This is a genomic window from Streptomyces cathayae, from assembly GCF_029760955.1.
In the GTDB taxonomy this organism is placed as follows: Bacteria; Actinomycetota; Actinomycetes; order Streptomycetales; family Streptomycetaceae; genus Streptomyces; species Streptomyces cathayae.
The window spans coordinates 749,548-770,988 of sequence record NZ_CP121682.1 but is presented as its reverse complement, the minus strand read 5'-3'; the positions used below and the strand labels follow the sequence as shown (position 1 = coordinate 770,988).

Annotated in this window: 21 protein-coding genes, 1 tRNA gene and 2 pseudogenes; 13 read left to right on the top strand and 11 right to left on the bottom strand. The window is 71.1% G+C overall.

Features of this window, described 5'->3' with window-relative positions; genetic code table 11:
- Nucleotides 1-31 precede the first annotated feature (31 nt).
- On the top strand, nt 32-607 hold the full coding sequence (locus tag PYS65_RS03710) for an IS607 family transposase (protein WP_279332320.1): 576 nt from the start codon (nt 32-34) through the stop codon (nt 605-607).
- The gene (locus PYS65_RS03705) at nt 600-2,228 is read left to right on the top strand and encodes a transposase (RefSeq protein WP_279332319.1); all 1,629 of its coding nucleotides are present in this window, start codon (nt 600-602) and stop codon (nt 2,226-2,228) included. Before PYS65_RS03710 ends, PYS65_RS03705 begins: the two co-directional genes overlap by 8 nt.
- A 5-nt stretch (nt 2,229-2,233) precedes the next feature.
- Here PYS65_RS03705 and PYS65_RS03700 read toward each other — a convergent pair.
- Nucleotides 2,234-2,776 (bottom strand): annotated as a pseudogene (locus PYS65_RS03700) (succinate dehydrogenase/fumarate reductase iron-sulfur subunit); the annotation flags it as partial.
- A 34-nt stretch (nt 2,777-2,810) separates the two neighbouring features.
- Nucleotides 2,811-3,348 (bottom strand): annotated as a pseudogene (locus PYS65_RS03695) (hypothetical protein); the annotation flags it as partial.
- A 252-nt stretch (nt 3,349-3,600) separates the two neighbouring features.
- On the opposite strand from PYS65_RS03695, the gene gap reads away from it, so the two are divergent.
- The gene (gene gap / locus PYS65_RS03690) at nt 3,601-4,608 is read left to right on the top strand and encodes a type I glyceraldehyde-3-phosphate dehydrogenase (protein WP_279332318.1); all 1,008 of its coding nucleotides are present in this window, start codon (nt 3,601-3,603) and stop codon (nt 4,606-4,608) included.
- 56 nt (nt 4,609-4,664) lie between these two features.
- On the opposite strand, the gene PYS65_RS03685 is transcribed toward gap, so the two are convergent.
- Together PYS65_RS03685 and PYS65_RS03680 are read right to left on the bottom strand one after the other, a co-directional pair.
- Nucleotides 4,665-5,069 carry an STAS domain-containing protein gene (locus tag PYS65_RS03685; RefSeq protein ID WP_279332317.1) on the bottom strand — a complete coding sequence of 135 codons (405 nt, stop codon included), beginning with the start codon at nt 5,067-5,069 and terminating at the stop codon, nt 4,665-4,667.
- Nucleotides 5,070-5,211: 142 nt separating this feature from the next.
- Nucleotides 5,212-5,574 carry a DUF488 domain-containing protein gene (locus PYS65_RS03680; protein ID WP_279332316.1) on the bottom strand — a complete coding sequence of 121 codons (363 nt, stop codon included), beginning with the start codon at nt 5,572-5,574 and terminating at the stop codon, nt 5,212-5,214.
- A gap of 266 nt (nt 5,575-5,840) precedes the next feature.
- Here PYS65_RS03680 and PYS65_RS03675 point away from each other — a divergent pair, with 266 nt between their 5' ends.
- The 6 genes from PYS65_RS03675 (at nt 5,841) to PYS65_RS03650 (ending at nt 12,027) form a co-directional block, all read left to right on the top strand.
- Entirely contained in the window at nt 5,841-6,584 is a 744-nt protein-coding gene (locus PYS65_RS03675) for a uracil-DNA glycosylase family protein (protein WP_341483657.1), read from the top strand.
- Nucleotides 6,585-6,904: 320 nt separating this feature from the next.
- Nucleotides 6,905-7,513, top strand: coding sequence for a GOLPH3/VPS74 family protein (locus PYS65_RS03670; protein WP_279332314.1), 609 nt, complete (start codon nt 6,905-6,907; stop codon nt 7,511-7,513).
- Between the two features lie 235 nt (nt 7,514-7,748).
- Entirely contained in the window at nt 7,749-8,990 is a 1,242-nt protein-coding gene (locus PYS65_RS03665; protein WP_279332313.1) for an ABC transporter substrate-binding protein, read from the top strand.
- Complete coding sequence (locus PYS65_RS03660) at nt 8,987-9,901, top strand: carbohydrate ABC transporter permease (protein ID WP_279332312.1); 915 nt, start codon at nt 8,987-8,989, stop codon at nt 9,899-9,901. The genes PYS65_RS03665 and PYS65_RS03660 overlap by 4 nt, the downstream gene beginning before the upstream one ends.
- Nucleotides 9,901-10,734, top strand: coding sequence for a carbohydrate ABC transporter permease (locus PYS65_RS03655; RefSeq protein WP_279332311.1), 834 nt, complete (start codon nt 9,901-9,903; stop codon nt 10,732-10,734). Before PYS65_RS03660 ends, PYS65_RS03655 begins: the two co-directional genes overlap by 1 nt.
- A gap of 102 nt (nt 10,735-10,836) precedes the next feature.
- Nucleotides 10,837-12,027 carry an ABC transporter ATP-binding protein gene (locus PYS65_RS03650; protein WP_279332310.1) on the top strand — a complete coding sequence of 397 codons (1,191 nt, stop codon included), beginning with the start codon at nt 10,837-10,839 and terminating at the stop codon, nt 12,025-12,027.
- Between the two features lie 25 nt (nt 12,028-12,052).
- Here the strand turns inward: PYS65_RS03650 and PYS65_RS03645 are convergent, their stop codons facing one another.
- The 3 genes from PYS65_RS03645 to PYS65_RS03635 all read right to left on the bottom strand — a co-directional run bounded on the left by PYS65_RS03645 (nt 12,053) and on the right by PYS65_RS03635 (nt 13,656).
- On the bottom strand, nt 12,053-12,589 hold the full coding sequence (locus PYS65_RS03645) for an NUDIX hydrolase family protein (RefSeq protein WP_279332309.1): 537 nt from the start codon (nt 12,587-12,589) through the stop codon (nt 12,053-12,055).
- A gap of 148 nt (nt 12,590-12,737) precedes the next feature.
- Complete coding sequence (locus PYS65_RS03640) at nt 12,738-13,019, bottom strand: SAM-dependent methyltransferase (protein WP_279332308.1); 282 nt, start codon at nt 13,017-13,019, stop codon at nt 12,738-12,740.
- 154 nt (nt 13,020-13,173) lie between these two features.
- Nucleotides 13,174-13,656: a Dps family protein gene (locus PYS65_RS03635; RefSeq protein WP_279332307.1), complete on the bottom strand. Its 483-nt coding sequence runs from the start codon at nt 13,654-13,656 to the stop codon at nt 13,174-13,176.
- A 182-nt stretch (nt 13,657-13,838) separates the two neighbouring features.
- Here PYS65_RS03635 and PYS65_RS03630 point away from each other — a divergent pair, with 182 nt between their 5' ends.
- Nucleotides 13,839-14,633 (top strand): sulfite exporter TauE/SafE family protein, encoded by a 795-nt coding sequence (locus tag PYS65_RS03630; protein WP_279332306.1) that lies wholly within the window; start codon nt 13,839-13,841, stop codon nt 14,631-14,633.
- 45 nt (nt 14,634-14,678) lie between these two features.
- On the opposite strand, the gene PYS65_RS03625 is transcribed toward PYS65_RS03630, so the two are convergent.
- The gene (locus PYS65_RS03625; RefSeq protein ID WP_279332305.1) at nt 14,679-16,079 is read right to left on the bottom strand and encodes a diacylglycerol/lipid kinase family protein; all 1,401 of its coding nucleotides are present in this window, start codon (nt 16,077-16,079) and stop codon (nt 14,679-14,681) included.
- Nucleotides 16,080-16,270: 191 nt separating this feature from the next.
- Between PYS65_RS03625 and PYS65_RS03620 the strand changes: the two genes are divergently transcribed.
- Complete coding sequence (locus tag PYS65_RS03620) at nt 16,271-17,011, top strand: cobalt-precorrin-6A reductase (protein ID WP_279332304.1); 741 nt, start codon at nt 16,271-16,273, stop codon at nt 17,009-17,011.
- Between the two features lie 20 nt (nt 17,012-17,031).
- Here PYS65_RS03620 and cobF read toward each other — a convergent pair whose 3' ends face one another.
- Together cobF and PYS65_RS03610 are read right to left on the bottom strand one after the other, a co-directional pair.
- Nucleotides 17,032-17,814 carry a precorrin-6A synthase (deacetylating) gene (gene cobF / locus PYS65_RS03615; RefSeq protein ID WP_279332303.1) on the bottom strand — a complete coding sequence of 261 codons (783 nt, stop codon included), beginning with the start codon at nt 17,812-17,814 and terminating at the stop codon, nt 17,032-17,034.
- A gap of 48 nt (nt 17,815-17,862) precedes the next feature.
- Nucleotides 17,863-18,405 carry a DUF309 domain-containing protein gene (locus tag PYS65_RS03610; RefSeq protein WP_279332302.1) on the bottom strand — a complete coding sequence of 181 codons (543 nt, stop codon included), beginning with the start codon at nt 18,403-18,405 and terminating at the stop codon, nt 17,863-17,865.
- Between the two features lie 99 nt (nt 18,406-18,504).
- Here PYS65_RS03610 and PYS65_RS03605 point away from each other — a divergent pair.
- Nucleotides 18,505-18,578 (top strand) — tRNA-Pro (locus PYS65_RS03605).
- A gap of 1,036 nt (nt 18,579-19,614) precedes the next feature.
- On the top strand, nt 19,615-20,532 hold the full coding sequence (locus tag PYS65_RS03595; RefSeq protein ID WP_279332301.1) for an alpha/beta hydrolase: 918 nt from the start codon (nt 19,615-19,617) through the stop codon (nt 20,530-20,532).
- A gap of 85 nt (nt 20,533-20,617) precedes the next feature.
- Here the strand turns inward: PYS65_RS03595 and PYS65_RS03590 are convergent, their stop codons facing one another.
- Nucleotides 20,618-21,403, bottom strand: coding sequence for a GntR family transcriptional regulator (locus PYS65_RS03590; protein ID WP_279332300.1), 786 nt, complete (start codon nt 21,401-21,403; stop codon nt 20,618-20,620).
- Nucleotides 21,404-21,441: the final 38 nt, after the last annotated feature.

Here is a 21,441-nt window from a genome sequence, read left to right as displayed (position 1 = left end):
ACCATGTATGGGTGAGTGTCGTTGGCAGTGTGTGAACCTGACGGAATGGGCGAAGACGCAGGGCGTGCATCCGCAGACCGCGTATCGCTGGTTCCGTGAGGGGACGTTGCCGGTACCGGCTCAGCGGGTCGGGCCACGCACGATCCTGGTGAACATCGAGGCCCACACCGCGTGGGAAGCTGTGGGTGGCCTCGGGCTGCATGCCCGTGTCTCCTCCCGCGATCAGAAGGCTGACCTGGAGCGCCAGGTCGCTCGGCTGTCGGCATGGGCGGCGAAGACCGGCATCAAGGTGGTGCGGGTTGAGTCCGAGATCGCATCCGGCATGAACGGCGCCCGCTCCAAGGCCCGTCGCATGCTTGCCGATTTGGCGGTGACCACCATGGTGGTCGAGCACAAGGACCGGCTGGGCCGTATGAACGTCGAACTCGTAGAAGCCGCACTGTCCGCGTCGGGGCGCCGCCTGCTGGTCCTCGACGAAGGTGAAGTCGAAGACGACCTCGTGCGCGACATGGTGGAGGCACTGACGTCGTTCTGCGCTCGCCGGTACGGCCGCAGGTCGGCGGCGAACCGGGCGCGAAAGGCGTTGGAGGCCGCCGAGCATGGCTGACCTCCGCCCGATCGACGTCCCGTTCGTCGCACTGGGCCCCACCGGTGTGGCGGTACGCACCCGGCTCAAGGGCCTCACGCCCGGGGACGAGCAGGTGCTGCGCCTGGTCGGCGCGCATCTGGGGTCGCTGGCCGCGAGGGATCTCGCGGCCCGCTGCCGTGATGGGCTCGGCCACTCCACAAAGACCTGGGCGGCGCGGAAGCGGGAGCTGACCGCCGCCTCGTCGTCCCGGTGGGGCGGGGCGATCACGAAGGCCACGCATGACCAGTGGGCCTTGTCGCGTCGCTGCCAACTCGCCCACATCCAAAGCCTTGAGGCCGGTATCACCACGATCCGGCACCGCCTGTCCCGGCCGGTCGGCCAGCAGGGCACCAGGCGCGCTCCGGGCGGCTACCGTTCGAAGAAGGAGTGGTTCCAGAAGACCCGGCGTCTGCATGTCCTCCAGGAGCGGCTGGAGCGAGAGCGGGCCGACCGTGAGGCCGGCGTCGTCCACGTCGTGCGCGGCGGCAGGCGCCTGGCCCGTCATCGGCACCACCTCGGCGCCGCGCGGCTCACCGAGAGCCAATGGCGCGAGCGGTGGGAGGCCGAGCGCTGGTTCCTTGCTGCGGACGGGGAGTCCGGGAAGCGGTACGGGAACGAGACGATCCGCGTCACCCCGGACGGTCAGGTGAGTATCAGGCTCCCTGCCCCGCTCGCCGGGCTGGCGAACGCCCGGCACGGCCGGTACGTACTGGCCGCAAAGGTCTCGTTCCCGCACCGCGGCGAGGAATGGGCGGACCGGGTGGAGGCGCACCGGGCGGTCGCCTACCGCATCCACCTGGACGTGGAACGCGGACGCTGGTACCTGACCGCCGCGTGGCAGATCCCGCCCACCAGGACCATCCCGATCGACGCCGCCCTCGCCGAAGGTGTGATCGGTGTGGACACCAACGCCGACCACCTTGCGGCCTGGCGCCTGGATGCCCACGGCAACCCGGTCGGGCGGCCCCGCCGCTTCTCCTACCGGCTCAGCGGGTCGGCCGGTCACCGGGACGCCCAGGTCCGCCACGCGCTGTCCCGGCTGCTGCACTGGGCGAAGACCTGCGGCGTCAAGGCGATCGCCGTCGAGGACCTCGACTTCACCGCCGAGAAGACCCGCGAGAAACACGGGAGGCGCAAGCGGTTCCGGCACCTGATCTCCGGCATGCCCACCGGCAGACTCCGCGCCCGCCTCACCTCGATGGCGGATCAGACCGGCATCAGCATCATCGCCGTCGACCCGGCCTACACCTCGAAATGGGGCGCCCAGCACTGGCAGAAGCCCTTAACCGGCAAACACCGCAAGGCGACCCGGCACGATGCGGCGAGCATCGCGATCGGGCGACGCGCCCAGGGGCACCCGATCCGGCGACGGACGACACCGCCCCCTGCTCACCGGAGTGATGAGCAGGGGCATCGGACCGTCCAGGCCCGACCGGAGGCTCTCGGGCGCGAGGGACCCCGTCCCCGCACTCCCGGACCACGGACACGATCCGTGCCGCCGGACGCGGCGAGCACGCGGGCGACCAGGACACCCAACACCGTTCGGGATGTCCGCAGTGAGCAGGTATGGGTCCAGGACTCACTCCTGCTCACTGGCTAGGAACGGTGCATGTCGAGTTCGGCGTGGCGGATGAAGAACCTCGGGCCGGCGAAGGCCGGCTTGTCGTCCTCGTGGTCGCGGATGACGTGACGGACGTCCTGGCACAGCCGGCACTCGATGCACTTGCGGAACTCCTGGGCTCGCCCCACCTCCTCCTGCCGCATCCGGTATTCGCCGGGCCGCAGATGAGGCGGCGGGGCGAAGGAGGGAACCTGCCGGGCCCTGGCGTAGTGGAAGCCCACGTCGGTGACCAGGTCGCGGATGACGGGGAAGGTCCGCAGCGGCGTGATCGTGATGCTGTCGGAGGGCAGTGTCGACAGCCGCGCCCTGCACATCAGTTTCGGGCGGCCCTCGATCTCGGCGCTGCACGAGCCGCACGTGCCGGCCTTGCAGTTCCAGCGCACCGTGGGGTCGCCGGCCTGCGTGGCCTGCAGCCGCAGGACAGCGTCCAGGACCACCGCACCGTCCTCGACCGGCACGGTGTACTCCACAAGTGAGCCGCCGGAGGTGTCGCCGCGCCGGACGCGGAGCAGCAGATCGCGCCCCATGGCCGATGCCCCCTTTCCGCGGGCTGATTCGAGGTCAGAAGAACCGCGGGTCCTGGATCACACCACTGGCGACCAGCCGTACGGAGCCGTCGGCGAGCGCGACCCGGACCAGCGAGGCCCGGGCGAACCTGCCGTGGTGCGGATTGAGCCGCGACCCCCAGGTCCACGCCCGATAGCGGACGGGGTGCCGGGCGAAGTCGTTCAGGCGGCCATCGACCGCGTGGCGGCACGAGTGGCACGAGTGGGTGTACAGCCACAGCAGAACGGCGTTGACGACCGGGACCAGGCTGCCCAGACCCATGCCGACGCGTCCGCGGAAGTCGAAGGCGATGACCGCGTCCCAGGTCAGGATGAGGTTGAGGACGAGGGCCGCGTAGAGGCCGCGTAGAGGAAGTACCGGTGGACGTTCTGCAGCAGTAGTGGGAAGCGGGTCTCCCCGCTGTAGCGGCGGTGCGGCTCCGGAACCGCACCGCCGGGGGTGCCGCCCACCAGGAGCGGTGGTGCGCCTTGCGGTAGTAGTGGCAGGTCAGGCGGAACCCGAGCGGAAAGATCAGGGTGATCACAGCCGGGGCACCGTCTGTGGCCTTCCTTCGCCGGTGCCGGTGCCGGCACCGGGGCCGTCGATCCGGTCACCGGGAGCCTTCTCTACTCAAGACCGCCGGACAAGGGCAGAGCGTGCGATCTCGGGGCAACTTCTCCGGGCCGTACGACAGGCGGAGCCGAGCGGATACCCGCACGCGGATGGCGTAGGCCCGCCAGCCGGGGCGCTCACGCGGTGGTACGACGGGCAGAGGGCAGCAGCGAACACCGGAAGGACGTCTGGGATGCCGAAGGTCGCCATCAACGGGCTCGGCCGTATCGGCCGTGCCGCGCTGAAGATCCTGCACGACGTGGACGGTGTTGAGCTCGCGGCCGTCAACGACCTCATCGAGGTGGACGATCTCGCCTACCTGCTGGCGCACGACAGCGTCTACGGCCGCTACGGCAGGACGGTCGCGGTGAGCGACGGCGCGCTGAGCATCGACGGGCACAACGTGCCGGTGTACGCCGAACGCGATCCGGCCCGGCTGCCGTGGAGGGAACTGGGCATCGACCTGGTCCTGGAGTGCACCGGAGCCTTCCGCCGCGAGGAGGAGCTGCGGCGCCACCTCCAGGCGGGGGCGCGCTTCGTCATCCTGTCCGCGCCGGCCCGGACGGAGACGGTGGCCACCGTGGTGCACGGCGTGAACCAGGCCCCGGACGGCGTGCAGGTCATCTCCTGCGCGAGCTGCACCACCAACTGCATCACCCCGGTGGTCGAGGTACTGGACCGCCGGATCGGGATCGAACGGGCGATCATGTCCACCGTCCACGCCTACACCTCCACCCAGCAGCTCGTTGACGGACCCAGCCGGGACGTGCGCCGCGGCCGAGCCGCCGGCGTCAACATGGTTCCCGCGTCCACCGGGGCGGCGCTGGCCACCACCCGGGCGCTGCCCGCACTGGCCGGGCGCTTCGACGGGGTGGCGATCCGGGTTCCGGTGCCGGTCGGCTCGGTCGCGGACATCGTGGCCGTCACCGCCCGGCCCACCACTGCCGAGGAGGTCAACGACGTCTTCCGCCAGGAGGCCGGCACCGACCGCTACCGCGATGTCCTGGCCGTCTCCGAGCAGCCGCTGGTCTCCACCGACATCATCGGCGACCCCAGAGCCTCGGTCGTCGACGCCGCGATGACCCGGGTGGTGGACGGCACCCTCGTCAAGATCATGAGCTGGTACGACAACGAGTGGGGCTTCACCCATCAGATGGTCCGCGAAGCCCTGTCCGTCCTGGACGTCGGCCCGTCCCCGTGAGTGCCTTCGCCACCGCCCCCGACCTGGTGAAGCAGGTCGTTCCTGTGCGCCGTTCCTCAGCCTGACGGGTGGGGCCAGTGCGCGAGGCTGCCGGGCGAGGGAGCGGATTGCGTCGCTTCCGCTGCTGAGGGGTAGATCTCGTAACTCTCGCGCATGCCGCTCAGATCGAAGATCCTCAGTATCCGGCCCGAGACGGACGCGATACGCAACGAACCCTCGTGTTCACGGATGCGTTTGGTGATCGCCACGATCACGCCCAGCCCCATCGAATCCATGAAGGTGACGAAGCCCAGTTCCAGAACGAAGTGGCGGTGTCCCTCATCGAGGAGTCTGAGCACTCCTTCCCGGATCATGGGGGCAGTGTGGGCGTCCACCTCACCGTCGGCCTCGACAACGGTCCAGCCGTTGACCACGTCGTAGCTGGCCATCATGTTCTCGTGCCGGATGATGTTCGTTCGCATTGCCACCCCTCTTCACATCTACGGACGGCGCAAGATGCCCGGCACGATGCGCAGGAGACCGCCGACCCCTACCGATCGCGGCCCGGGAAGCGCGAGTTCGCCTGGAGCGGTGACCGCCACCCCGCTGGCTCCTCACTGCCGGTCACCGGCTTTTGGTCAGCCACTCGGCGAGAACGGCGGCCTGGCTGTGGTCCACGTCCTTGGTGGCGGTCAGCAGCATGAGTCTGTCGTGCGCCGCAAGGTCACGCAGATGTTCGGCCGCCTCGCGGTGCCCGGCGTCGCGCAGCTCCGCCAGATAGCGGCGTCGGAATTCGGTGAAGCGGCTGGGCTCGTGGCCGTACCACTTGCGCAGCTCGCTGGACGGCGCGACATCACGCAGCCACTCGTCCAGATGCGCGTCCTCCTTGCGCATGCCGCGGGGCCACACCCGGTCGACCAGCACGCGCTTGCCGTCCTTCGGCGCAGTCTCCTCGTAAACTCTGCGACAGGTGATCTGTTCGGCCATGATGGCGCCCTTCCAGATCGGTCGGCCACCCCGGCGTCGAGCGGGGTGGGCAGCTCCGTGCCCTGCTGCGAAGCGGGCGGTCCCGGTTCGCCCATTTTATCGGGGCCGGCTCGTGCGAGCCTGTCGGGATTTTGCCGGGTCAGTCCCACCGGCGCCCGGGCACGGAGCGACGGCGTCCCGTACGGCGTATCGACGAGGAGCATGCTGTGCCCAGCCGACGTCTCCCGCCCGAGTCACCTGATTTTCCCGCACGGACGGCTCTCCAGGTGAGCTCTGTGGGCGAACTGGACGCGGCGGTGGCCACCTGCCGGGCGTGCCCGCGCCTGGTGGCCCGGCGCGAGGAGGCCGCCAGGGTCAAACGCAGGGCGTTTCGGGACCGGGAGTACGGGGGGGGCAGACCGGTGCCCGGCTTCGGCCCGCCGGACGCGGCGTCGGCCGTCGTCGGCTCGGCCCCGGCCGCGCACGGCGGCAACCGCACCGGGCGGATCTTCACCGGCGACCCGACCGGCGACGCACTGTACGCCGCCCTCTACGACCTCGACCTGGCCTCCCGGCCCACCGCCACCCACCGGGGCGACGGGCTGGAGCTGTACGGGGTGCGGATCACCGTCCCGGTGCACTGCGCGCCGCCCGGCAACCGGCCCACCACCGGTGAGCGCGACACCTGCCGCCCGTGGCTCGCCCGCGAACCGGACCTGCTCCGCCCGACCCTGCGGGCCCTTGTGGTGCTGAGTGGCTTCGCCCGGCAGGCGCTGCTGTCCGTGCAGGCGGACGCGGGCCGGCAGCCGCCCCGCCCCCGCCCGGCCTTCGGGCACGGTGCCGAAGTCCTCCTCACCGACGCGAACAGTGAACGGCACGTGCACCTGGTCGGTGGACACCACCCCAGCCGACGCGACATGTCCACCCGGACTCTGACCCCCGCCCTGCTCCGCGACGTACTGCACCGGGGCGCCGTCATCGCCGGGCTTCCACGGGAACGGCAGCACCGGCAGTCCCGCGCGCCATCCTGATGGGGGGCCTGGTCTGCGTTCCGGGGACCAGTGGGGGACCGAACGGCAGCGCGATGCCGAACTTCACACCGCGAAGCACGGCATCCGCCCCTGGAACAGCCGGTTCATCCGGATGATCCCGGTAGCCCGCACTCCTGGGGGTCAAGGGGGCGCAGGTTCCCATCCTGTCGTCCCGGCCAGCTTGTAGTAGGTCGGATGCCGCCTTCTCATGGATGAGGAGGCGGCTTTTCGCCGTCCCCCGGTGTGGCGGTCGTACGATGTGTCCTCTGGGAGGGGTGCCGTCACCCTTTTGACGGGGAGCCATCGACAGGGAGTCGCTCATGACCACGGCACGGGACCTGATGATCGTCGCCCTCGACACCCCCTCCGCCCCTCCCGTGGCGCAGGGTGAGCTGTCGCTCGCGCTCGCGGGGGCGGAGCTGATCGACCTCATGGACGCCGAGGCCGTCACCCTGGACGGGCAGCTCGTCGTACCCGGGCTGCCGCCCGCCGACGGTGAGGGGCTGCTGCGCGAGGCCGCGTCGTCGCTCGCACGACAGGCGCCCTACGAATCCGTCGAGGACTGGTTGTGGCGCCGGGGCCGCGGCCTGACCGCCGCCCATCTCGCCGACCTGGAGTCGGAAGGGCTGGTCACCCGGCCGCACACCCGCCGGCTCTCCTTCCGGGCGGGTCCGCCGGTGCCGACCGAGACGTCGGCACGGAGCCGGGCGGCCGACCGCTGGGCGTCCCGCGAACCGGTGCTGGCCGGCCTCGCCGCCGCCGCGGGGATCGGGGAGCAGCCGGCCGAGGACCTGGTCGCCGAGCTCGCCGACGATCAGGTCGTGACCGTCCTGGCGGCCGTCCACGACGCCGTCATGGAGCTGGAGGCCGTACGGCAGCGGCGAGGCATCGAGGACGCGGCCTTCGACAACGTCTGGCGGGCCGTCTGACGCGCTTCATGGGTGATTCGTCCGTGGATGTCCTTGATGTCGCGCTATGTGCTGCTTAACGTTCGCCGGGTAAGCGCCGCCGCGGGGCCCGACCGCCGCGCCGCCGTCCCGGAAGCGAGGTGGGGAGCGCGTGCACGCGATGTGCGGGGGCCGACCGGACTCGGGCCACCGCGGCGAGGTGCGACGACCCCGGCGACCCGGGCGGCCCCGGGGGGTGCGACGGCCGCGGACGCGGGTGCTGGTCGCGCTGACGCTGATGGCGTCCACGCTCGCCGCCTGCGGCGGTGAACAGGAGGGCTCCGGCCGCACCACGCTCAACTGGTACAACTTCCCCGACGACTCCGGCGCCCTGCAGAAGGCCGCCGACCGGTGCGGCCGGGCGTCGGGCGGCCGCTACCGGATCAGCTACAGCAAGCTGCCGCGGGGCGCCGACGGCCAGCGCCAGCAACTGGTGCGCAGGCTCGCCGCCCAGGACGAATCCATCGACATCATGGGCCTCGACGTCACCTGGACCGCGGAGTTCGCCGAGGCCCGCTGGATCCGGGAGTGGACGGGCGAGGCGAAACGGCGGGCCACCGCGGGCACGCTGCGGGTCCCGCTGCGGACCGCCACCTGGAAGAACAGGCTGTACGCCGTCCCGTACAACACCAACACCCAGCTCCTGTGGTACCGCAAGGACCTGGTGCCCACCCCGCCGAGGACCTGGTCCGAGATGCTGGACATGTCCCGCGAGCTCGCCCGGCAGGGGAAACCGCACTACGTGGAGATCCAGGGCGCCCAGTACGAGGGCCTGACGGTCTGGTTCAACACGCTGGTCAACAGCGCGGGCGGCGCCATCCTCGACCCGAGCGCCACCGCGCCGTCCCTCGGCCCGCCGGCCGTCCGGGCCGCCGCCCTCATGCGCGACCTCGCCGGCTCACCGGCCGCGGACCCCTCCCTGCCCAACCAGATGGAGGACCAGAACCGTCTGGCCATGGAGTCGGGGGTGGCGGCGTTCGAACTCAACTACCCGTTCGTCTATCCGTCGATGAAGGCGAACAACCCGCGGCTGTTCGAGGACTTCCGCTGGGCGCCCTACCCGCGCGTCGACCCCGGCCGCCCCGCCCGGCCCACCATCGGCGGCATCGACCTCGCCGTCAGCGCCCACTCCCGCCACCCGGACCTCGCCTTCGAGGCGGCCCTGTGCCTGCGCAACCGGGAGAACCAGCTCACCGCCGCACTCGACGGCGGACTGCCGCCCACCCTGCGCGCCCTGTACGACGAGCCGGCGTTCGAGAAGCAGTACCCCTTCTCCAAGGAGGTGCTGGCCGCCCTGGAGTCGGCGAGCGTGCGGCCGGCCACCCCCGCCTACCAGAACGTGTCGATCGTCATCGCCCACACCCTGTCCCCGCCGTCCGCCATCAAGCCGGAGAGCTCGGTCGCCGCCATCAGGAACCAGATCGACGACGCTCTGCGATCCGAGGGTGTGATCCCGTGAACCACCCCCTCCCGGACAAGAGCGGGAAGGCACTCTCGGCCGGCGCCCGGCAGGAGCGGCGCCTCGGCCTGCTGCTGTGCGCACCGGCCGTCCTCGTCATGGCCGCCGTGACCGCCTACCCCGTCGGATACGCCGTCTACCTCTCCCTCCAGCGCTACGACCTGCGCTTCCCGGACCGGGCCGAGTTCGTGGGCCTGGGCAACTACGGGGCGGTGCTGTCCTCCCCGTTCTGGTGGGACGCCTTCTGGGTCACGCTGTTCATCACCGTCGTGTCCGTGGCCGTCGAACTCGTCCTCGGCATGGCACTGGCCCTGGTGATGCACCGCACGCTCTTCTGGCGCGGCACGGTGCGCACCGCGGTCCTCGTCCCGTACGGCATCGTCACCGTGGTCGCCGCCTTCTCCTGGCAGTACGCCTGGACCCCCGACCTCGGTTACCTGGCCGAGCTGCTGCCCAGCGGAGAGGCCCCGCTCACCGAACAGTGGCCCGCGCTCTGGCTGATCATCCTCGCCGAGGTGTGGAAGACCACCCCGTTCATGGCACTGCTGCTGCTCGCCGGCCTCGCGCTGGTCCCCGAGGAGACCCTGAAGGCGGCCATGGTGGACGGCGCCTCCGCCTGGCAGCGGTTCACCAGGGTCGTCCTGCCGCTGATGAAGCCGGCCATCCTCGTCGCGCTGCTCTTCCGCACCCTGGACGCCTTCCGGATCTTCGACAACATCTACGTCCTGACCTCGGGCGCCCACGGCACCGGCTCCCTGTCGATCCTGGGCTACAACAACCTGTTCACCGCGCTGAACCTGGGCATCGGGTCGGCGATCTCGGTCCTGATCTTCCTCTGTGTCGGGATCATCGCCTTCACCTTCGTCAAGCTGTTCGGCGCCGCCGCACCCGGCGCGGAGGTGAAGCCCTGATGGCCGCCGCGGGCAGGACGCACGCGACCCGCTGGGGCGTCGCCAACGTCGTCGTGGTGCTGTACGCCCTGTTCCCGGTGTGGTGGATCGCCGCGCTGTCGTTCAAGGACCCCGCCACGCTCTCCGACGGCAGCTACATCCCCCGGGACTGGACCTGGGAGAACTACCGGGGCATCTTCGAGACCTCCCAGTTCACCCGGGCACTGGTCAACTCGATCGGCATCGCGCTGATCGCCACGGTGATCGCGGTGATCCTGGGCACCATGGCCGCCTACGCCGTGGCCCGGCTGCGGTTCCCCGGCAAGCGGCTGCTCATCGGGATGTCGCTGCTGATCGCCATGTTCCCGCCGATCTCCCTGGTGTCGCCGCTGTTCGAGATCGAGCGGGCCGTCGGGATCTTCGACACCTGGGCCGGGCTCATCATCCCGTACATGACCTTCTCGCTGCCGCTGGCGATCTACACCCTGTCGGCGTTCTTCCGGGAGATCCCGTGGGACCTGGAGAAGGCCGCCAAGGTGGACGGCGCCACGCCCGCGCAGGCGTTCCGGCTGGTCATCGTGCCACTGGCCGCGCCGGGCGTGTTCACCACCGCCATCCTGGTGTTCATCTTCTGCTGGAACGACTTCCTGTTCGCGATCTCGCTGACCTCCACCGAGTCCGCGCGGACGGTCCCCGCCGCGATCGCGTTCTTCACCGGCAGCTCCCAGTTCCAGCAGCCCACCGGCTCGATCGCCGCCGCCGCCGTGGTGATCACCATCCCCATCATCGTCTTCGTCCTGTTCTTCCAGCGGCGGATCGTGGCCGGACTGACCTCCGGAGCGGTCAAGGGGTGACCGGGCCCGCAGCGGGCCACCCCGCACCCCGCCCGGAACCGGCCCGTCCGAAGGCCCGTCACGAAGGCGAAGGCCTGTCACGAAGGCAAGGAGGCACCACCCATGGCCGAGATCGTCCTCGAGGGCGTCACCAAGCGTTTCCCCGACGGATCCGTCGCCGTGAAGGACGTGGACCTCGACATCGCCGACGGCGAGTTCGTGATCCTGGTCGGCCCGTCCGGATGCGGCAAGTCCACCACCCTGAACATGATCGCCGGACTGGAGGACATCACCGAGGGCACCCTGCGCATCGGCGGCCGGGTCGTCAACGACCTCGCACCCAAGGAGCGCGACGTCGCCATGGTGTTCCAGAGCTACGCCCTGTACCCGCACATGAGCGTGCGCGAGAACATGGGCTTCCCGCTGCGCCTGGCGAAGGTGGACAAGGCCACCATCGCCGGCAAGGTCGAGGAGGCCGCGCGGGTCCTCGACCTGAGCGAGTTCCTGGACCGCAAGCCCGCCCACCTCTCCGGCGGCCAGCGCCAGCGGGTGGCGATGGGGCGGGCCATCGTCCGCGACCCCGAGGCGTTCCTGATGGACGAGCCGCTGTCCAACCTGGACGCCAAGCTGCGGGTGCAGATGCGCACCCAGATCTCCCGGCTGCAACGCCGCCTGGGCACCACCACCGTCTACGTCACCCACGACCAGACCGAGGCGATGACCCTCGGCGACCGGGTCGTGGTCATGCGGCAGGGCCTGGTCCAGCAGATCGGCGCGCCCGCACACCTCTACGACCTGCCGCGCAACCTCTTCGTCGCGGGCTTCATCGGCTCCCCGGCGATGAACTTCGTCGGCGCCGTCCTGGAGGCGGGTGTGCTGCGCTCACCGCTGGGCGACCTGCTGCTCGACGACCGTACGCGTCGGGCGCTGGAACGGCGGAACGCGCCGCGCGACGTCATCGTCGGGCTGCGTCCCGAGGCCTTCGAGGACGCGGCCCTGGCCCGTGAGCCGGGCGGCCCCGTCCTCACGGTCACCGTGGACGTGCTGGAGTCGCTCGGTTCCGACGTGTACGTCCACTTCGGCGCCGAGGGCGGACCGGTGACCACCACCGAACTGGAGGAACTCGCCACCGACTCCGGACTGCGCGACACCGGCGCGGGGGCCGCGCAGCAGATCGTGGCCCGGCTGGACGCCGCCACCCGCGCCCGTGAGGGAGCGCCCGTGGACCTCCGGGCCGACATGGGCAAGGCGCATGTCTTCGACCCCTCGACCGGGGCGAACCTCACCCGCCCGGAGAGCACGGACGCCCCCTGACACCGCTCGCGCCGTTCCCGCCGGGTCAGCTCACGCAGCCCGCGTGGGCCAGCGCCTGCCTCAGCAGCACCCCGTGCCCGCCCGGCATCTCGCTCTGCACGGCCTCCGACAGGGCCTCCTGCGGGCTGAACCACACCAGGTCGAGGGCGTCCTGCCGGGGCCGGCAGTCACCCGTCACCGGCACGATGTAGGCGAGGGACACCGCGTGCTGACGCGGGTCGTGGTACGGCGTGACGCCGTGCGTGGGGAAGTACTCCGCCACCGTGAACGGCTGGAGCGACGCCGGGATCCGGGGCAGCGCCACCGGGCCGAGGTCCTTCTCCAGGTGGCGCAGCAGCGCGTCGCGGACCCGCTCGTGGTGCAGCACCCGGCCGGAGACCAGCGTCCGGCTGACCGTGCCGTCGGGTCCTATGCGCAACAGCAGGCCGACGCTGGTGACTTCGCCGCTGTCGTCGACCCGGACGGGGACGGACTCGACGTACAGGATCGGCATGCGGGCACGTGTCATCTCCAGCTCGTCGGAGGACAGCCAACCCGGCGTGGTTTCGGTCGTGTCAGACATCGCTTGATCATACTTTCAACGGTTCGGGCTTGCGGGGTGCCGGCCGCTCCGCGGCGGTGTGTCCTCCTCGAGGGGCTCGGCCGGATCGGACCGACGCTCGCGTCCGGACGGTCGCGTCGGGGCCGCACGGCGTCAGGGTTGTACGGCGTCAGGGTTTCACGGGCACCGCGCCGTACTGCTGCGGCACGGCGACCGCGGCCTCCGCCCCGGCACGCCGCCGAGAGCAGGACACCGGGCCGGGCTCGACCGGGTGCAGCTCCTGGGAGAACGCGGCGATGTCCCGGACGGCCGGGACGACCTGGTCACCCGCCCACCGGTCGACCTCGTGGGTGTCCTCGCCACCGATCCATTGGCCCCACCCGCGCGCGTTGTGCGCGACAGAGGTGTCCGGTCGCGCCGGGACCCCCGGTGGGGTGCGGCTCTCACCCACGTCTCTCGCCCTCCCTCGCTCCTCCGGCCGGATCCGGCCGTCGCGGTCATTGTGCCGCGCGATGATCACCCTGTCCCGGGAATGGGGGAGCGGGACGGGGGAGCGGGAGCGAGAGAGGGCGGGGAAGTGGATGTCGGGGCGCCGGGTGGGTCCGTCAGGAGCCGAAGGGGGTGTTCTCCGCCTCGAACATCCAGCGCAGTTTCTCCAGTTCGGCGGTGACGGAGATCAGCAGGTCCTGGGTGACCGGGTCCGCCTTCTCGGTGGCGTCGACGCGCTCGCGCAGCCGTACGATCGCGGTGCCCAGCGCCTCCGCCATGACCCGCACGGCGTCCTCGTCCCGCAGCCAGCCCTCTTCGGGGACGGGCAGCGAGAAGACCTTGGCGACGGTCTCCGGGCGGCCGTCCGGCGGCACGCCGAGCGTCGCGGAGCGCTCCGCGACCGTGTCGGCGCCGGTGCGCGCGGCCGAGACCACCTCGTCCAGCTGGAGGTGGACCGAACGGAACCGCGGACCCACGACGTTCCAGTGCGCCTGCTTGCCGATCAGTGAGAGGCCGAGGAGATCCACCAGGGTGCTCTGGAGTGCCTCGCAGGCGATCCGGCGGTCCTCGTCGGGCAGCGTGCTCCGCACAACGGTCATGGGGTGGGGGCTCCCTTCACGTTTTCGTCTTTCTCGTCCGACCGCGCAGGTGCCCCGGACGCTCCGGTACAAACACGACGGCCCCTGTGGTGCGCGCACGGTCCGGCGGGCGGGGGCGGCAGGACCATCAGGCGAGACGCTGCTGACCGCGATCATCAGGGGACATAGCATCGGTCCCCGCAATGAACACGATGACACTCTGGGACCTCAACGGCTGGCAGTTCGCCGCCCTCGCCTTCGCGGCCCTGCTCGTAGGCTTCTCCAAGACCGCCGTGAGCGGGGCCAACACGGTCAGCCTCGCCATCTTCGCGGCGATGCTGCCCGCCCGTGCCTCCACCGGCGTACTGCTGCCCATCCTGATCGCCGGGGACGTGCTCGCCGTCCTCACCTACCGGCGGCACGCCCACTGGCCCACGCTGTGGCGGCTGTTCCCGGCGGTCGCCGCGGGCGTCGTGGTCGGCACCGTCTTCCTGATGTGGGCGGACGACGAGGCCGTACGGACGTCGATCGGGGCGATCCTGCTGCTGATGGCCGGGGTGACGGTGTGGCGGCGACGAGCCGCGGAGAGGGCCGCGAAGGGGGACGGCGCCGGGAACGGACCCGACGCGGTCACCTCCCGGGCCGGAAAGGTCAAGGCCCGCTCGTACGGCGTCCTCGGCGGTTTCACCACCATGGTCGCCAACGCGGGCGGGCCGGTGATGTCCCTGTACCTGCTCTCCGCGGGCTTCCGGAAGCTGGGCTTCCTGGGGACGTCGGCCTTCTTCTTCCTGATCGTCAACACGTCCAAGGTGCCGTTCAGTGTGGGCCTCGGACTGATCAACGCGGAATCGCTGCTGCTCGACGCGGCGCTCGTCCTGTTCGTCGTGCCCGGCGCGTTCCTCGGTAAATGGGCCGTGAGCCGGATCAACCAGGTGCTCTTCGAGCGGCTGGTGATCGCGGCCACGGTGGTGGGCGGCGTGCAACTGCTGCTGCACTGAGCCGGGGGCCGGGGGAGCGTCGGCGGGTGCCGGTGGGCGTCGGACCTACCGCGAGCCGAGAAAGGGCTCCTTGCCTTCCGTCTGCGGGAGATCCTGGTGCCGGAACCGGCTGGGGGCAGCCGTGCGGCCGACCGTCGCCGCCAGTTTGCGCAGCCGCCGCCAGTCCAGACGCGGGCGCGCCGGCGCGACCCCGGGCCGTTTGCGGGGGACGCGGACCCGGAGCGCGCCGGGTGCGATACGGCAGCGGACGGGCGCCGGCAGCATCAGGGCCTCCCCGTCGACCCCGGCCTCCAGCTCCGCGCGGTCCCCCTCGATGACGACCTCGGAGGCGGTCAGGACAGTGAGCCCGCTCGGCGCGGGGTCCAGCAGCAGCGAGGCGGCGTGCACCGCGCCCTCCACCTTGACGCCGAGGACACCCAGTACGCCGGAGTCGAGACGATCCCGTCGGCCCAGGCCGAAGGGATCGTCGGTGCGGTAGGGGTTGTTGCTGACCAGCACCGCCTGCGGGGCCTCGAGTGTCGTGTCGCCGACGCGGGCGACCAGCCGGGGACCCTGCTGCCCGGTGAGCAGGTCGGGCAGCAGCTCCAGACTGGTGCCGATCTTGTCGTCCCGGTAGGCCGGGCTCTGCACGATCGACGCGTACGCGCCGAAGGACGCGTTGTTCACGAAGGGCTGGTCCCCGGCGAAACCGAGATCGACGCGCAGCTCCACCCCGTCGGTGAGCGCGTCCAGACAGGCGGCCGGATCACCGCGGTCCAGGCCCAGGTCCAGGGCGAAGTGGTTGCGGGTCCCGGCACTGATGACCAGGAACGGGATGCCGTGCTCGGCGGCCACGGCCGCGACCAACGCCTGCGTGCCGTCACCGCCGGCTGCGCCCAGCAGATCTGCGCCGTCCGCGACGGCGTCCCGGGCCAGAGCGGTCACGTCGTTCTGCACCTCCGGATCGAGCAGGACGACCCGGGCCCCCAGGCGTTCCGCCTTCTCCCGCAGGCGGAACCGGCCCACCTTTCCGCCGCCCGACCGGGGATTCATGATGAGCACCGGCCGCCGGGGCGGCGGTGTCCGCCGCTCCCTCTGCCGCTCCCGAAGCCGCTCGCTCCCCGTCCCCCGCAGCGCGTACCGGCCGCTCCACACGGCCAGCCCCCACAGGGCCAGCGACAGCGGCAGCGCCCAGAACAGGGTGAGGGCGAACAGTGTGACGACAGCCACGGGCACGCACAGCGCCACCAGCCCGGCCACCCAGCGCAGCGGACCCCGCAGGGTCAGCGTCCACCACAGCGCCGCGGCGCTCACGGCGAGGCCCGCCGCGCCGCCGAGCAGCAGCGCCAGCCCTCGCATGCCTCCGTAGAGGAGCGGGAACAGCACCGCGAGCGCGGCCGCGGCCAGCGCCACCCGCGCGGACCACCGCTGGACCCGGTAGGCCCGCCTGCTCAAGTCCACGGCCATGACTCCTCCAGTCGCCGGCGTCATCGTAGGACGTACGGGGGCACGGGCGTCGCCGACATTCGAGTCCTGCTCACAGTGCATGTCCGACATCCGCCGGCCTGTCCTTCGGGTTGTCCCTCGGGTTGTCCCTCCAACGCCCCCTCCCGGGCCCGGCCCGCCCCCTCCGGCGCAGGCCTCGTACGCTCGGCGTCATGTCCGCACACGTCCTGGTCCTCGGCGGTACCACCGAGGCACGCGAACTCGCCGCCGAGCTGACCGCCCGCCCCGGAGTGCGGGTGACCACCTCGCTCGCCGGACGGGTGGCACGGCCCGCAGCGGTCGCGGGCGGGATGCGCGTCGGCGGCTTCGGCGGGGCGCGAGGGCTCGCCGACTGGCTCCGCGACCAGGACGTGACGGCCCTGGTCGACGCCACACACCCGTTCGCCGAGCGGATCACGGCGAACGCGGCACGGGCCGCGACCGCGGCCGGCGTACCCCTGGTCGTCCTGCGCCGCCCCGGCTGGCAGCCCGGACCGGACGACCGCTGGCACCCGGTCCCCTCCCTGGACGCCGCCGCCGAACTGCTGCCCCGGCTCGGACGGAGAGCCTTCCTCACCACCGGCCGCCTGGGCCTCGCCGCCTTCGCCCGGCTGACCCGGCTCCACTTCACGATCCGGTCGGTGGATCCCCCCGAGCCGCCCCTGCCGCCGCACACCTGCGTCCTGCTGGACCGCGGACCGTTCACCGTGGCCGAGGAGACGGCCCTGCTGCGCGAACACCGCATCGACGTACTGGTGACCAAGGACAGCGGGGGAACGGCGACGTCCGCCAAACTCACGGCGGCCCGCGAACTCGGCCTGCCGGTCGTGGTCGTACGCCGCCCGCCGCTGCCGCAGGACGTCAGCCCGGTGCCCGACGTGACGAGCGCCCTGGAACGCCTGGGACCCCTCTGACGCGCCGGATCCCGGGCGGCTCAGCCGTCCCCGGGATTCCGCCGCAGCAGATACGTGTCCATGATCCAGCCCTTGCGCTCGCGGGCCTCGGCACGCAGCCGCTCGATCCGGGGAGCGGCCTCGGCTAGCGGCCCGGAGACGAGGATCTCGTCCGGGGTTCCTATGTAGGCGCCCCAGTAGATGTCGATCTCCTGGTCGGCCTGGTCGGCGTACTGCCGGAAGGTCTGGTGGGCGTCCAGCATCACGACGACGTCGTCCACCCCCTCGGGGAAGCCCTCCGCGAGCCGCCGGCCCGTGGTGATCTGGACCGGCCGGGCCACCCGGTTGAGCCCCGTGCGGTGCCGGGCGACGAGCGCCGAGACACTGCTGATCCCCGGCACGACGTCGTACTCGAAGGCGACCGCGCCCCGCGCCAGCACCTCCTCGAGGATGCCCAGCGTGCTGTCGTACAGCGACGGGTCCCCCCACACCAGGAACGCGCCCACCTCGCCCTCGCCCAGCTCCTCGGCGATCAGCCGCTCGTAGATGTCCGCGCGGGCGCTGCGCCAGTCACCGACGGCGGGGGAGTAGGCCGCGCCGCCGGCCCTCCGGTCCCGCTCCGGGTCGCGCGCCTGGACGACGCGGTACGTCCGCTCCGGCAGGTGTGCGTCGAGCATGTCCCGGCGGAGCCCGGTCAGATCCGCCTTCACCTCGCCCTTGTCGAGGATGAAGAACACATCTGTCCCGCGCAGGGCCTTGACCGCCTGCAGGGTCAACTGGTCGGGATCGCCCGCGCCGATACCGATGACATGGATTTTTCGCACGCCCCGAGTCTGCCGCACGCCACCGACACTCCACGCACCGCGTCCGGACTATCCTCGCCGGGACGCGTCCCGCAGCCGTGGCGCCCGCGCTCCCGCGTCCACCGGAACGCCGTCCCCCCGCTCCACCTCCGCCGCCAGCTCCCGGGCCCAGGCGACGACACCGTCGAGGTCGATCCCGTGCGGACGCGCGGACCCGGCACCCGCGGCCCACTCCTCCGCCGCGCCCGCCCCGCGCCGCAGCAGCCGGACCCCGCCGGTGAGGTTCCCGCGCGCCGCGTGGGTGAGCCCCACGGCGAGCTGGGCCAGCCCCCGCCACAGCTCCCGCTCCTCCTCGGGCCCCGACTTCCAGGCGTCCTCGAACACCTCGTGCGCGTGGAACGGCTTGCCCTCGTCCAGCAGCCGCTGCGCCTCGGCGACGCTGGCCTCCGGCGGCCGGACGATCCCCTCGGGCTGCCGGGGCACCCCCTCCGCGCCGTACGGCAGCGGCCGCCCCAGCCCGTCCCGCGGCCGGGCGTTGCGCGCCCGCCCCTCACCGTCCCGGTCCCGCGCGGCGGCCGTCCGGTCCGGGGATGTCCTGTCCGTGCTGTCCATACGCCGATTGTCCCCCGTCCGGCCTCGCTTCGGCACGGGGCGCGGTGTGCGGTAAAGTGCTGTCCGCGTGATCACGTGCCTCACCGCACGTGACCGCACCGGGACGTGGCGCAGCTTGGTAGCGCACTTGACTGGGGGTCAAGGGGTCGCAGGTTCAAATCCTGTCGTCCCGACGGTGCAGGACGGGCGTCGAGCCCAGGTCAGGGCCTTTCTCCACTTCGGTGGGGAGGGGCCCTTGATTGTGTTCGAGGGCAGTCGTCACACGCTTCCGCGCAAGCATTGCTCATCAAGATCGGTTGAACGGTTCGGCAGATGCCGTTCGAGGCCCTGCTGCTCGTTGCGGGGAAGGCATGCACGACTCCCCGGTGGTCCTCGCTCCGCGCTCGCTCGAGCAAAGTGCGGGCCGCGCACTCACCCAGGCCGCGGCCCTGAGACATGGAGGGTGCCGGTCGACAGCGGTCCCCCGTTCAGATGGCCGGTACCGGCCCGTTTCCAGTAGTCTCTCGCGGGTTCTGGCGATGGGCCGAAGGCGAATCCTCTGATGGAGGAGGCCTGTTGAGCAGCTGGGTATCTGGGTTGGCTGCTGCTTGACTGCTTCAGTGATCGAACTGGTGGTTTTCCCGGCAGTAGCCGGGCTGACGGTGTGGCTGCTCCGCCGGAAGGTGAAACAACGTGCAGAAAGTGCCGCTCAGGGGCATGTGATCAAGGTTCCCTGTCTGCTCCGGCATCCCTCGCTTGAGGGACGGTGGCTTCGAGGGCGAATGGTGATAGGCCCTTCCACGATGGCTTGGGAGCCTCGTACCAGGGCCGGTGCGGCAGTATCACTTCCGGCAGGGTTGCGACAGGGCAGCCTGCGTTCACCTTCACGGCGCGAAGCAATCAAGATCAACGGTAGGTCCAGGATCGTTGAGTGCACCTCCTCCGAAGGCGCTGTTCTCATTGTCGTGATGCCGAATGAGCTAGATCACGTACTCAAGGCCTTGAGCAGGAACGAAGGAGAATAAACAGCGACCTTTCGCGCCTGGGCGGGGTCGATGCGGGGGCGACGGTGGACAAGCGGGAAGCCCCGGCTTGGGATGACGTCCCGTCAAGCATGATGTCGGATGCCGCGAGCCCTATGGGCCGACTTCCGGCTACATCGCGGCGGGGGGACTCGCGTCGTAGGTCGGCGATAGCGTGGAGTTGGGATCCGAGTGATGAGGGGGGCGCATGCGGTTCGCGCTGGACGCACTGTTCGCCGACGTGCCCGCGGAGCAGGTGGATGAAGCTCGTGACTTCTACAAGTCGAGGGTGGCAGGCCGTGGCCCCAGTACGCTGGAGGGGCTCAAGGAGGCGCGAGCGAAGAGGTCCGCTCCTCATGCCGCTGATCCGCCTGCGGTCGAAGAGACTGTCGAAGTCGCGGAAGTGGGCGTCCCCGTCAGGATCTTCACACCTGTCGACGGTCCGCCGCGGGGCGTCTACTTGGACATACACGGCGGTGGCTTCTACCTGGACTCCGCAGCGCGAGGGGACAAACGCAATCGCGAGCTCGCAGACGCCCTGCATCTCGTCGTTGTCAGCGTCGACTACCGGCTGGCCCCCGAGCATCCCTGGCCGGCGGCACCCGACGACTGTGAAGCGGCGGCACTCTGGCTCACCGAAGAAGCCGAGGCCCGCTTCGGAACGTCCCGACTTGCGATCGGCGGGAGCTCCGCGGGAGCCACACTCGCCCTGGCGACCCTGCTCCGGCTGAGAGACAGAGGTGTCGTCGGCCGGTTCACCGGCGCGGCGCTCCAATTCGGGACCTATGACCTGAGCGCACGGACCCCGGCCGGCCGCCGCATCGCGGACGAGTACTTCATCCAGGCGTACGCCGGCCATGTGGAAGACCGCACTGCTCCCGACATCTCTCCCCTCTACGGTGTTCTTGACGGGCTTCCCCCGACGCTGCTGGTCGTCGGAAGCGCCGATGTTCTGCTGGAAGACAACCTGGCGCTGGCAGGACGGTTGTCAGCGGCCGGCAATGACGTCGAACTCCGGGTCTACCCCGACGCACCCCACGGCTTCACGGGCCACCCCACGGCCATGGCCAGGACGGCGCTCGGCGGCGTCGACTCCTGGCTGCGCGAACGGATCACGCAGGCGTAGGGACTGACCGAGATGCTCGAAGGGTCCCGGTCCCGGAGGCCGGTCACGTGAGACACGGCTGCGCGTACTCCCGTCGGTGCGGACCTCAGGACCTGACCAGGAGCTGGAAGTCGAAGGAGTAGCGGGAGGCGCGGTAGACGTGGGTGGCGTACTCCACCGTGCGGCCCGTGTCGTCGTAGGCCGTGCGCTCCATGGTGAGCAGGGCGGCGCCCACCTTCTCGTCCAGGCGGGCCGCCTCCGAGGCCGTGGCCGAGCGGGCGCCGACGGTCTGGCGGGCGCTGTGCAGGGTGATGCCGGCCGAGCGCATCATGCGGTACAGGCCGGTCGACTCCAGGCGGGCGTCGTCCAGGTCGAGCAGGTCGCACGGGAGGTAGTTGCACAGCAGGGCGACCGGCTGATTGTGGGTGCGGCGCAGGCGTTCCAGCAGGACGACCTCACTGCCTCCTGCCAGGCCGAGCGCGGCGGCCGCCTCGGCGGGCGCCGGTACCGTCTCGTGGCGTACGACCCGTGTGGTCGGGCCCTGCCCCGCCGCCTCCAGGTCGTCGTAGAGGCTGCTCAGTTCCAGTGGCCGTCTGACCCGGCTGTGCACCACCTGGGTGCCCACCCCCCGCCGCCGGACCAGCAGCCCCTTGTCGACGAGGGACTGGATGGCCTGGCGGACGGTGGGGCGGGACAGGCCGAGGCGTACGGAGAGGTCGACCTCGTTGCCCAGGAGGTTGCCCGGGGCGAGGACACCGCGTGCGATCGCCGCCTCCAGTTGCTGGGCGAGCTGGTGGTACAGCGGCACCGGGCTGCCCCGGTCCAGGGCGAAGTCCAGTGTGCTGAGCGCGGATTCGGTCACGGCACGGGGCCGGTCACCGGACTTCGCCATGGGGTGCCTCCCTGTCGAGGGCGCGGTCGGGGACGGTC